The organism is Rhodococcus sp. B7740 (assembly GCF_000954115.1).
Classification (GTDB): domain Bacteria; phylum Actinomycetota; class Actinomycetes; order Mycobacteriales; family Mycobacteriaceae; genus Rhodococcoides.
In genome coordinates, this window is the sequence record NZ_CP010797.1 from 4,571,138 (window position 1) to 4,583,286 (window position 12,149).

The window sequence follows — 12,149 nt, forward strand, 5'->3', positions numbered from 1 at the left end:
CACGATGTTCGCACGCTTCAAGCCCAAGTCCGTTCTGTTCTACGACCTGTTCAACTCCTCGGCTCAACTGCTGGCCACCGGAGCCAAGACGTTGACCGAACTGCTCGAATCCGCACCGGAGATCGATGCTGTTGCACGGCGCATGGTCGATCTCGAGCACGAAGCAGACAGCATCACTCACGACCTGTTCCGCACCCTGAATTCGAGTTTCATCACCCCGTTCGATCGCACCGACATCTACGTCCTGGGTTCGAGTCTCGACGACGTGATGGACCACATGGAAGCGGCGACTCATCTGCTCTCGCTCTACCGGATCGACCGACTCACCCCGCACATGCACGACATGATCGACATCCTCGACCGGTCGGCGAAAGTCACTGCGGAAGCCATGCCGAGGCTGGCGTCGATGAAGGATCTCGAGCGCTACTGGATCGAGATCAACGAGCTCGAGAACCGGGCCGACCATGCCTATCGGACATTCCTTGCGGATCTGTTCGATGGCCGTTTCGACGCGTTGACCGTGATGAAACTCAAGGGAGTGGGCGACGAACTCGAAGATGCCGCAGACGCTTTCGAAAAAGTCGCGCACGTCATCGAATCCATCGTGTTGAAAGAGACGTGAGTGCGCGGTGGTAGCACTCGTTCTTGTCATCACTCTGGCGATGGCGTTCACCTTCACCAACGGCTTTCACGATTCGGCCAATGCCATCGCGACGTCCGTGTCCACGCGTGCACTCACACTGCGTTCGGCTCTGCTCATGGCCGCGGTGGGAAACCTGCTCGGCTCCTTCTTCGGTGCGAAGGTAGCCTCGACGGTCGGCGAGGGAATCATCGCCCTCGATGTCGGATCCGACGCATTGCTCGTGGTCGGGTGCGCCCTGGTCGGTGCCATCGCCTGGAATCTGATCACGTGGTGGTTCGGGTTGCCGTCCTCGTCCTCGCACGCATTGGTCGGCGGCATGGTGGGAGCTGCACTCGCAGGCGGAATGACAGTGCTGTGGGGAGGCGTCGCGACCAAGGTGATCCTGCCGATGATCGTTTCTCCTGCAGTCGGTTTCGCGCTCGGAAGTGCCGCGATGGTGGCCATTCTGTGGATGTTCCGCCGCTCGTCTCCCAGTGCCACCAGCCGCGGATTCCGGCGAGCTCAGACATGCTCGGCCGCAGCCATGGCCTTCGGGCACGGTATGCAGGATGCGGCCAAGACGATGGGCATCGTGGTTCTGGCACTGGTGGTGTCGGGTCATCAGGCCGATTACACGATTCCTCTGTGGTGCTATTTCCTCACCGCGACGGTGCTGGCGGTCGGAACAGCGACCGGAGGAATGCGGATCATGCGCACCCTCGGCCGCAAGATCATCGAACTCGACCCACCCCAGGGCTTCGCGGCCGAGGCGACCGCATCCGCGGTTCTCTACGTGGCCTCGATCGGACTGGGAGCGCCGGTATCGACGACGCATGTCATTTCGTCGGCGATCATGGGCGTCGGGGCGACCAAGCGCACGACGGCCGTGCGTTGGGGAACGGCGGGAAACATGCTCGCGGCGTGGGTCACCACGCTGCCCGCGGCGGCAGCTGTCGCCGCGCTGACCTACGTGGTTGCCGGGGTGGTCCTGTGAAGTCGCGAGCAGGTCGGACAGCGGTGAGTGCTGCACTGTGTGTGGTGGCGTTGACCGCCGGCTGCAGCTACGAGCTGACGTCCTCCGGCGCAGGGAGCGATGTGTCGCGTGATGTTCAGGAGGCGCGGGACGGATTTCTCGAGACCCCGGGAATGGCCGCACTGTTCGACGACCTCTACGGGCAGGGCATCGGAACGACCGTCAACGAGGTGTTCGCGCTCGGTATCTACATCCCCGGCTTCTGCGAGACCCGCGCCCAACAGGGACTCACGGAGGAGGAAGCCGTCGCAGAGGTGACCGATTCTCTGGGAGCAACCTACGAGAAGGGGACCGGCGAACCCTGGGCCGAGCCGATAGTGCAGGCCGCGGAGGAGCACGTCTGCCGCTGAGTCGGGTGCGGTGTCGGTGGGCCGTGCGAGCATGGACTCGTGGAGTCCAGCGGCCGACCCGTGGCGAGCATCATGCACGCCGATCTGGACTCCTTCTATGCCTCGGTGGAGCAGCGTGACGACCCGCGGTTGCGCGGCAGGCCGGTGATCGTCGGCGGGGGAGTGGTGCTCGCCGCCAGCTACGAGGCCAAGGCCTTCGGGGTACGCACGGCGATGAGCGGTGGGCAGGCCCGCGCCGTGTGCCCGCAGGCGATCGTCGTCCCGCCACGCATGGACGCCTATTCGCAGGCGAGCAAGGACGTGTTCGACGTCTTCCACGACACCACCCCGCTGGTGGAGGGCATCTCCATCGACGAGGCATTTCTCGACGTCGGCGGCTTGCAGAAGATTGCGGGCAGTGCGACCGAGATCGGTCGGCAACTGCGCCGGGACGTCGCCGAGCAGGTCGGGCTGCCCATCACCGTCGGGATCGCCACCACCAAGTTTCTGGCCAAGGTGGCCAGTGCCTTCGCCAAGCCCGACGGCCTTCTTCTCGTGCCGCCCGGCGGCGAACTCGAGTTCCTGCATCCGCTGAACATCGAAAGGCTCTGGGGCGTAGGCAAAGTGACCGCCGAGAAGCTGCACGTCCTCGACATCAGGACCGTCGGGGATATCGCAGCCTACGGCGAGCGGTCGTTGGCATCGGTGCTCGGCAAGGGAGCGGGCGCCCATCTGTACGCGCTCGCCATGGGCCGGGATCCGCGACGCGTCCAACCCGGGAAGTCACGCAGTTCCATCGGCGCGCAGCGGGCACTCGGACGCGGCAGGCACGACGCGGCCGAGGTGGAGGCCTCGTTGATCGGGCTCGTCGATCGCGTCACGCACCGTATGCGCGCAGCACAGCGTACCGGTCGAACGGTCATGTTGCGCTTGCGGTTTGCCGACTTCACTCGCGCTACCAGATCGCACACGCTCGATCGCGCCACCGCCGACACCCGAGACATCCTGGACGCCGCGCTCGAACTGCTCCGTGATGCCGCACCGCTGATCGCCGAGAAGGGCATCACCCTCGTCGGTGTCACCGTCTCGAGTATCGACAAGGGTGGAGCCGAACAGCTCGAGTTGCAGTTCGACGCACCGCAGGTGCGGACGCCGCCGGAGGCATCGGCTCTCGACCGTGCGCTCGACGGGGTGCACAAGAAGTTCGGATCGACATCGCTCACTCGTGGGGTGCTTCTCGGCCGCGATCCGGGAATCTCGGTTCCGCTGTTGCCCGACTGACTAGAGCCGAGTCGACGGTTGCACCCGAAAGCCCGTGGGCATCATGGTCAGTCGCTCCACGACCTCAAGCCGGTACGACGGGTCGGCGTGCAGATCGAAACGCTGGAGAATGGTTCCGAGTACCAGGACCGCCTCGTGAATGGCGAATTGCCTTCCGATGCAGGCACGTTCACCGGTACCGAAGGGCTTGTAGACATGAGCCGGTCTGGCCCTGATGCGGTCGGGTAGAAAGTTGTCCGGGTCGAACTCGCCGGGACGCTCGCCCCACACCGGATCGCGATGCAGGGCCGTCACCAGCACGATCGCCCAGTCCCCGGCCGCCATTCGGTAGCCGTCACCGACGGTGGTCTCGGCCCGTGCTCCTCGGCCGAACGCGGGAACCGTCGGCCACAGGCGCAACGATTCGTCGAGGACTCGGCGGACGTACCGTAGCTTGGGGACCTGCCCGAACTCGGGCTTGCCCGCACCCCAGACCTCGTCGACCTCGGCGCGAGCCCGTTCGAAGACCTCCGGATGTGTCGCCAGGTAGTACAGCGCGAACGACAGCGCACCGGAGGTGGTCTCGTGCCCGGCGATCAAGAACGTCAAAATCTGGTACCCGATGTTGGCTTCGCTCAACGCATTCGGATTGTCGACGTCGCGTGCCGCGTTCATCATGATCTGCAGCAGATCGTCGAAGTTCTCGGTGGACCGGCGTCGAGTTCGGACGACGTCTGCGAGGACATCGGCCAAATACTGTTTGTTCTGCGCGTACGCGCGATCCGATCGGGCGAACAAGGGTTTGGCGAACGCGGGAACCCTGAGCATCGCCCGCCGCTGGTTGTAGGTCAGTGCGCCGACCATCGCGGAGACGAACGGATGCGGCTCGGTTCGCGCGAACGAGCCGAAGCTGTAACTGAACCCGGTACGACCGATCGTCTCGAGCGTCAGCTTCGTCATGTCCGAGGACACGTCGGTCGTCGCCCCGGTGCGTGCGCAACCTTCCCAGTGCCGAACCAGATCGTCGGCGACGTCGACCATGATCTCGTGATAGCCGCGCATGGCACCGGCGGTGAACGCCGGACGCAACAGATCGTGGGCGCGTTGCCAATTCGGTTCGTGGTTGTAGGCGGTGAACAGACCGTCGGCTCCGATGTCGCGCAGATTCTCGACGCCGGGAGGGAGAAACTTCTCGAACCGCTTCTCGTCGCACAGTTCGCCCACCACATCGGCACCCGAGGCGAACACGAACCGTCGACCGAGGATGCTCCGCTCGAACATGGTGCCCAGGCGGCCGGCCATGGCGGTCGAGTCCTGAACCGGTGTGCGCGGGTTGATTCCGAGAATGTCGCCGAGCACGGGGACTCGGTACGGGGGATGCGGCAGAGGGCCGTTTCGTACCGCGAACTCAGTCGACATCGCCACTCCATCGTTTCGAGACAAGCCTGTTGAACCGGTGTCCAATAGTGACCGTACTCACTGTTGAACTCGTGTCAAGTAAAGTTCGAGGCCCATGACCACACCCCGTAAGCGGATGACGCCGACGCAACGGCGTGCGCAGCTACTCGAGATCGGCTCGGCGCTGTTCGCCGAGCGGCCCTACGAGGACGTGTGGATCGAGGAGGTCGCCGATCTCGCAGGCGTCTCCCGCGGGTTGATGTACCACTACTTCCCGTCCAAGCGTGAATTCTTCGTCGAGGTCGTGCGCACCGAATCCGAGCGAAACCTCGACCTCACCGCACCGGACACCTCCCTTCCGGTCCTCGAGCAGATCGCCGCCGGTCTCGACGCGTACATCTCCTACACCGACGAGCACGCGCACGGCGTCCGCGCCGTCAACCGCGGGTCTCTGCTGGGAGACCGACGGATCGACGACATCCTCAGGCGCGAGTTCGAGATCCAGCAGGAGCGGATCCTGGCTGCTCTGCCCGAAGGATTTCGCGACGACGAGATTGTCCGCACCGCACTGCGCGGGTGGGTGGCCTTCGTGCGAGCGGTGTGCCTGGACTGGGTGGAGCGCAGAACTCTGAGCCGAGAACAGGTTCGTGCGGTGTGTCTACGTGCCGTGGCAGGTCTTCTCGAGGTGTGAGCTGCGGGGTTATCGTCGATGCATGTGCCGAAACATCACCACCCTGCGAGGGCTGGAACCACACGCAACCGACGAGGAGATCGAAGCGGCCGCGCGTCAGTACGTCCGCAAGATCAGTGGTGTGCAGAAGACCTCGGACGCCACCCGTGACGCCTTCGAGGTTGCCGTCGCCGAGGTGACGGCGACGACGCACCGGCTCCTCGACGCGCTCCCGGAGCGGCGTCAGCCACCGCCGACGGTGCCGCCACTGAGGCGTCCCGAAGTGCAGGCGCGAATTGCGGCCGCGGGAGTGCAGCCTGCGGAACGACCCGTATCGGCCTCGAAAGCCGGATCCTAGACGGTGCTGTCCGGCGGCACCGCTGGAAGTCCTTCGCTCACGCGCAGCTTCTCGGCCATCGAGCTGAGCAGGTTCTGAGATTCCTCGGACAGGTCGAATGCCCTGGCGGACAGGCGACGTAGGCCGTATCCCTGCAGCTGGGTGAGCAGTTCGAGGTCGTGATCGACCTTGGCCGCATAGATGTTGTCGAAGAAGTAGTCGGCCTTGACCTTGAAGAACGCGGCGAGTGCCGCCACGGTGTCGGCGGACGGATTGACGCGCTGCCCCGACCGCAGTTGCGAGATGTACGGCTTGGAGATCTGGTGCCCGCGCAGGGCGAGTGCGTCGGCGACCTCGGCATTGGTGTGAGGCTTGCGTCCGGGCGGGTGGATCGTGGCGAACAGATGGTTCAGACGTGCGGCGAAATCAGCGGACATCGGGGATGTGTGTGCCTTCCTGATACAGCCGCTGCCCACCCGGGCAGATCGGTCCGCCACGGACCGAACCGGCTCATAGTAGCCGCTGTCGTGATCCCGTCGAATCATGGCTGACCTGCAGAAATCCCTCCCAGAATCGGACTGATCGGTTTCATGAGGTGGCTGACGTGCGGGGCCGAGTCCGCGCGGCCGGGTACCCGGGGAAACGGGATCGAACGAATGCTTTTCCGCAGAATCGGGCGCGTGATCGGAGCCTCGGTGGCAGACTGTCTTGCCAGGCGGAGGGGGTGGAGATGACCGGTCGTCAACGACGAACGTTCGATTCACGAGACGGTGACGCGGAGGTGGTCGAGCCTCTGCTTCGAGCAGTGCTGTCCTACGCACCGCGGGACGAATCGCCCATGCCGCACCCGTCCGAGGGAATCATGCTCCGCGCCGAGGACGGATCCGGATTCGTTCGGCTCGAACTCGCCATCGCAGACGATCTCGGCGCAGGCATCCCGGGTCCGTTCGGATCCAGGTTCTACGAATGTGGATCATTCGAAGTGATTGTCCCGCAACGAGATCCCTGGGACGGTGCACTGCTGATGATCCACCTGCTCGACACCCGAGCGCCCCACCGCTTCGAGTTCGTCACGTCCATGCCGCCTCGGTGGAGCCTGCGGCTCGAGCACGACGGCTCGGTGTCGGTACTCGACGATTCCGGTGATGCGGTGATCTTCATCGGCCGCCCATGGGCTTTCGACTCGGATCTGCATCCGGTTCGCGTGCACTACACCATCGAGAACGACCTTCTGGTGCAGAACGTCCTGGCCGACGCGGACGCGGGCTATCCCATTCTGATCGACCCCGATCCCGACGCGATCATCACCGGAGACGGCAGGCTCATCACCGAGACCTGGACTCCTCGCCTGGTGGCGGGCGGAATCGTCGAGGATCTGCCGCCGAAGTCTTTGTCGAGCTGAAACCCGAGCAGCGCAACGTGATTCAGAACGGATCGTGCTGAATGTGCTTCATCGGTGTGCCGACCTTGCGGAGGGCGTAGATCGTCGTCCGAACCATCGACGGCGACCCACAGATCTGAATCTGCCGATCGGCCCACGAGCCGAACTGGGTCACCACCTTGCCCACCGCGCCGTGCAGACGGTGGTGCATTCCCCACGGCAGTTCGCGAGGTGTGCCCGAGTACCACCACGGATTCTCGAGCTCCTCGGTCACCGGAACGACCGTCAGCCACGGATTGGACAGCGACAGCTGCCACAGCGTGTCCAGATCGTAGAGATCGCACGGATACGTCCCGCTGACGAACAGATGCACCCGCGGATTGTTGCTGCGCTGCGCCATCTCCATGACCTGCGCGCGCAGCGGAGCCAGGCCGGTACCTCCCGCGATCATCAGCACGTCCTCGCGGATCGCGCGATCGACGTGCATCCCGCCCAGTGGCGGGCTGATGGACCAGCGATCACCGACCGCGGTCTCGGTGACCATCGCCGGCGACACCCAGCCGCCGGATACGCGTCGGACGTGGAACTCGATCTCGCCGTACGGATTGCTGGGGATGGCCGGGGACAGATACCGCCACAGCTTGGGCCGCTGCGGAATCTGCACACTGACGTACTGCCCGGGGAAGTACGGAATTTCGCCCTCGGTCTTGAGCCGCACGACCGCGAGGTCGTCGAGAAGCCGATGATGTTCGACGACGGTGGCACTCCAGAACGGCGGCAGTTCGTCGTTGTCGGCGGCTTCGGCCATCGCATCGCTCACGACGGTGAGTGCGTCGTTCCAGGCCGTCTCGACCTCGTCGGTCCACACCTCGTTGCCGGCGAACGTGCGGAACGCGCTGATCAGGGCCGAGCTGCCCGCACGGAAGTGCGCGCCCGAGATTCCGTGCTTGCGGTGGTCCCGGCCGAGTTGCTCGAGGAACGGTTCGACGCGGTCGGGGTCGTCGAGATGCTCGAAGACGTACCCGAGGGCCATGACGAAGTGTTCACGCAACGCATCCATCGACGCGGGGAACAGGGCGCGGAAGTGGGGGTGCTCGGCGAACAGGTGGCCGTAGAAGGACCGAGACAGCCGCGCCGGTCCGTCCTGGGCGGCCACGACGGACTTGAATCCGGTGCGAACCAGGGAGATCGTGCGTGCGTCGAGCATCGATCTACCTCCACCCCACCGATTGCCCCACCGGTCACTGCCGTCGACCGTCTCCAAAGTAGACCGATCGAGGGTATCGCGCACGGTACGGAATGTGCAGAGTCGCGCACGAAGAAAATCAGGGTTGAGCGGAACAGACTCAACTTGTCTATGGTTGTACCCAGCGACAGTCACGAAACCCGATCCGAGAAAGAAGGTGACCGGTGGACAGTTTCACTCCCACCACGAAGTCGCAGGCAGCGCTTTCTGCTGCCCTGCAGGCCGCATCCGCGGCCGGTAACCCGGACATTCGTCCGGCACATTTGTTGGTGGCGTTGCTCGATCAGACCGACGGCATCGCCACACCCTTGTTGAAGGCCGTCGGCGTCGACCCTGCAACGGTGCGTCGAGAAGCGCAGAACCTCGTCGATCGCATGCCCTCGGCATCCGGCTCGACCACAACTCCGCAACTCGGCCGTGAAACCCTCGCCGCGATCACCGCAGCGCAGCACCTGGCCACCGAACTCGACGACGAGTTCGTCTCCACCGAGCACCTCATGGTGGGCCTGGCGACCGGCAACGACGACGTAGCCAAGCTTCTGAGCGGCCACGGAGCCGGACCCAACGAATTGCGCGACGCCTTCCAGGCCGTTCGTGGCAGCGCTCGGGTCACCAGTGCAGATCCCGAGAACACCTATCAGGCGTTGGAGAAGTACAGCACCGACCTGACCGCGCTGGCCCGCGAAGGCAAGCTCGATCCCGTCATCGGGCGCGATACCGAGATCAGGCGCGTCGTGCAGGTCCTGTCGCGACGCACCAAGAACAACCCGGTGCTCATCGGCGAGCCCGGCGTCGGCAAGACGGCCATCGTCGAGGGACTCGCCCAACGGGTCGTGGCAGGCGATGTTCCGGAGAGCCTGCGCGGCAAGACCGTCGTCTCCCTCGACCTCGGTTCCATGGTCGCGGGGGCGAAGTTCCGCGGTGAGTTCGAGGAGCGGCTCAAGGCCGTGCTCGACGACATCAAGAACTCCGCGGGCCAGGTCATCACATTCATCGACGAGCTGCACACCATCGTCGGTGCCGGCGCGACCGGCGAGTCCGCGATGGACGCGGGCAACATGATCAAGCCGATGCTGGCCCGCGGCGAACTGCGTCTGGTCGGTGCGACGACCCTTGAGGAGTACCGCAAGTACATCGAGAAGGACGCTGCCCTCGAACGACGCTTCCAACAGGTCTACGTCGGAGAGCCCTCGGTCGAGGACACCGTCGGAATCCTGCGCGGACTCAAGGAACGCTACGAGGTGCACCACGGCGTCCGGATCACGGACTCCGCCCTGGTCGCTGCGGCAACGCTCAGTGATCGGTACATCACCGCCCGCTTCCTGCCGGACAAGGCCATCGACCTCGTCGACGAGGCCGCGTCGCGGCTGCGCATGGAGATCGACTCGCGCCCCGTCGAGATCGACGAGGTGGAGCGGGCCGTCCGTCGCCTCGAAATCGAGGAGATGGCCCTGGCGAAGGAGACCGACGACGCGTCGAAGGCTCGCCTCGACAAGCTCCGCCAGGAACTGGCCGATCTGCAGGAGAAGCTCGCCGGGCTCAGCACCCGCTGGCAGAACGAGAAGAACGCCATCGACTCGGTGCGAGTCCTGAAGGAGGAGCTCGAGAACCTGCGCGGGGAGTCCGACCGCGCCGAACGCGACGGCGATCTGGGCAAGGCCGCCGAGCTGCGTTACGGACGCATCCCGACGCTCGAGAAGGAGCTCGCCGCCAAGACCGAGGACTCTCCTGCTCAGGGCGAGGTGATGCTCAAGGAGGAAGTGGGACCGGACGACGTCGCCGACGTCGTCGCGGCCTGGACCGGAATCCCGGCCGGCCGGATGCTCGAAGGCGAGACCGCCAAGCTGCTCCGCATGGAGGACGAACTCGGCAAGCGAGTCGTCGGACAGAAGGACGCCGTACAAGCGGTGTCCGACGCGGTCCGGCGCTCCCGTGCCGGGGTGGCCGATCCCAACCGTCCGACGGGATCGTTCCTGTTCCTCGGCCCCACCGGCGTCGGCAAGACCGAGCTGGCGAAGGCGTTGGCGGAGTTCCTGTTCGACGACGAACGGGCGATGGTGCGCATCGACATGAGTGAGTACAGCGAGAAGCATGCCGTCGCTCGGCTCGTCGGTGCACCTCCGGGTTACGTGGGCTACGAGGCCGGCGGACAGTTGACCGAAGCCGTGCGCAGGCGGCCGTACACGGTGGTGCTCTTCGACGAGGTCGAGAAGGCACACCCCGACGTGTTCGACATCCTGCTCGCAGTGCTCGACGAGGGTCGTCTCACCGACGGCCAGGGCCGGACCGTCGACTTCCGCAACACGATCCTGATCCTCACCTCCAACCTCGGTGCCGGCGGTACCAAGGAGCAGGTGATGGACGCGGTGCGGCGTTCGTTCAAGCCCGAGTTCGTCAACCGACTCGACGACGTGGTGGTGTTCGACGCGTTGTCCGAGGATCAGCTCGAGTCGATCGTCGACATCCAGCTCGGCTTCCTGGCCAAGCGTCTGTCGGCTCGTCGCCTGACGCTCGAGGTGTCGTCGCCGGCGAAGATGTGGCTCGCGGTGCGCGGTTACGACCCGCTGTACGGTGCGCGTCCGCTGCGTCGACTGATCCAGCAGGCCATCGGGGATCAACTGGCGAAGTTGCTCCTCGCCGGTGAGGTCCACGACGGCGATGTGGTGTCGGTCAACGTCAGCCCGGATGGCGAGCACCTGATCCTGGGCTAGCCGGGGTCGCCTGTCCGAACAGGCCCGCACGAGCGCTGCTCGTGCGGGCCTGTTTCGTGCTTCGACCGGGGTGCAGCGGGTGGGTACGCTCGTGGAATGACGAATCCGGACGACCCGCGGTCACCTCGAGAACGCGATCAGGACGCGGCGCGCCAGGCGGAGTCGTCCGAGCCGACCCAGGACGACGGTCGGCCGTACTCCGGAACCCAGCAAAACCCCGACGGCGCTCACCCGACCGAGGCATATCCGACGCAGGCGTATCAAAACCCGGGCTACGAGAACCCGGGCTACGAGAACCCGGGCTACGAGAACCCGGGCTACGAGAACGCGGCCTACCAGAATCCGGCCCAGCCGAATCCGGACCCGCAGGCGTTTCCGTCGGGGTATCAGCCGACGCAGGCGTTTCCGCCGTACGACCCCGAGCAGCAGGCTGCGGCGAATCAGGCCTACGGCCAGACCCAGCAGTACGGTCAGGCCCCGGGTTACGGCCAGGCCCCGGGGTACAACACTGCTCAGTACGGGCAACCCCAGCAGTACGGGCAGGCTCCGGGCTACGACACTGCGCAGTACGGCCACACTGCGCAGTACGGCCACACTCAGCAGTTCGGACAGCCGCCGGAGTACGGTGCCCCGCCTCCCACCGAAGGACCGAACGACGCCGATTCCGGCAGCAAGGGGCCCCGACCGTGGGTTCTGGCGCTCATCGGACTCGTCGTTCTCGCCATCGTCGTGGTGTTCGGCATTTCCTTCCTGAGCGGGGGATCGGACGAGCCCGAGACCACGGCGACTGCGCCGTCGACCTCGATCCGGCCGCCCACCTCGACTGCGCCCACGACCACGCCGCAGCCCACCGAATCGGGCACGGCCACCACACCCGAGCTGATCCCGGGGGGAATTCCCGAGATTCTCGGCCAGCTCGGCTCGTCGGTGGGAACGATCACCGCCAACGACGGCTCGACTCTCACGCTCGACGGTCTCGACGGCGCCCCGGTCACGGTGCAGACCACACCCCAGACCCAGATAATCTCGTTGTCCGGTAGCGATCTGGCGTCGCTGACCGTCGGTGCATTCGTCGTGGTGCAGGGCGAGGCCGTCGAGGACGGAACGATTCGCGCGAACGTCATCATCGAAACGCCGAGTCTGGGTGGTTAGGCAACCCGCG

At 65.2% G+C, this 12,149-nt stretch carries 12 protein-coding genes; 9 read left to right on the forward strand and 3 right to left on the reverse strand.

Annotated features, from left to right (window positions below):
* Positions 1-4 precede the first annotated feature (4 nt).
* From NY08_RS21280 to dinB, 4 genes are all read left to right on the forward strand, one after another.
* Positions 5-622 (forward strand): DUF47 domain-containing protein, encoded by a 618-nt coding sequence (locus NY08_RS21280; RefSeq protein WP_032397172.1) that lies wholly within the window; start codon positions 5-7, stop codon positions 620-622.
* Positions 623-629: 7 nt separating this feature from the next.
* A complete protein-coding gene (locus tag NY08_RS21285) occupies positions 630-1,616 on the forward strand; it encodes an inorganic phosphate transporter (protein ID WP_032397171.1) in 987 nt (328 codons plus the stop codon).
* A 23-nt stretch (positions 1,617-1,639) separates the two neighbouring features.
* Positions 1,640-2,005, forward strand: a complete 366-nt coding sequence (locus NY08_RS21290) for a hypothetical protein (protein ID WP_045198638.1) — start codon at positions 1,640-1,642, stop codon at positions 2,003-2,005.
* 72 nt (positions 2,006-2,077) lie between these two features.
* Complete coding sequence (dinB, locus tag NY08_RS21295; RefSeq protein ID WP_045200908.1) at positions 2,078-3,265, forward strand: DNA polymerase IV; 1,188 nt, start codon at positions 2,078-2,080, stop codon at positions 3,263-3,265.
* Here dinB and NY08_RS21300 read toward each other — a convergent pair whose 3' ends face one another.
* Positions 3,266-4,663, reverse strand: coding sequence for a cytochrome P450 (locus tag NY08_RS21300; RefSeq protein ID WP_045198640.1), 1,398 nt, complete (start codon positions 4,661-4,663; stop codon positions 3,266-3,268).
* 94 nt (positions 4,664-4,757) lie between these two features.
* Here NY08_RS21300 and NY08_RS21305 point away from each other — a divergent pair, with 94 nt between their 5' ends.
* A complete protein-coding gene (locus NY08_RS21305; protein WP_045198642.1) occupies positions 4,758-5,333 on the forward strand; it encodes a TetR/AcrR family transcriptional regulator in 576 nt (191 codons plus the stop codon).
* A 22-nt stretch (positions 5,334-5,355) separates the two neighbouring features.
* Entirely contained in the window at positions 5,356-5,670 is a 315-nt protein-coding gene (locus tag NY08_RS21310; protein ID WP_045198644.1) for a DUF2277 domain-containing protein, read from the forward strand.
* Here the strand turns inward: NY08_RS21310 and NY08_RS21315 are convergent.
* A complete protein-coding gene (locus NY08_RS21315; RefSeq protein ID WP_032397406.1) occupies positions 5,667-6,086 on the reverse strand; it encodes a helix-turn-helix domain-containing protein in 420 nt (139 codons plus the stop codon). The genes NY08_RS21310 and NY08_RS21315 overlap by 4 nt on opposite strands.
* A gap of 293 nt (positions 6,087-6,379) precedes the next feature.
* On the opposite strand from NY08_RS21315, the gene NY08_RS21320 reads away from it, so the two are divergent.
* Positions 6,380-7,051, forward strand: coding sequence for a hypothetical protein (locus NY08_RS21320; RefSeq protein WP_144407411.1), 672 nt, complete (start codon positions 6,380-6,382; stop codon positions 7,049-7,051).
* A 22-nt stretch (positions 7,052-7,073) separates the two neighbouring features.
* Here the strand turns inward: NY08_RS21320 and NY08_RS21325 are convergent, their stop codons facing one another.
* Positions 7,074-8,237 carry a globin domain-containing protein gene (locus NY08_RS21325; protein WP_045198647.1) on the reverse strand — a complete coding sequence of 388 codons (1,164 nt, stop codon included), beginning with the start codon at positions 8,235-8,237 and terminating at the stop codon, positions 7,074-7,076.
* Between the two features lie 203 nt (positions 8,238-8,440).
* Between NY08_RS21325 and clpB the strand changes: the two genes are divergently transcribed.
* Positions 8,441-10,987, forward strand: coding sequence for an ATP-dependent chaperone ClpB (gene clpB, locus NY08_RS21330; RefSeq protein ID WP_032397165.1), 2,547 nt, complete (start codon positions 8,441-8,443; stop codon positions 10,985-10,987).
* 96 nt (positions 10,988-11,083) lie between these two features.
* A complete protein-coding gene (locus NY08_RS25315; RefSeq protein WP_052683900.1) occupies positions 11,084-12,139 on the forward strand; it encodes a DUF5666 domain-containing protein in 1,056 nt (351 codons plus the stop codon).
* Positions 12,140-12,149: the final 10 nt, after the last annotated feature.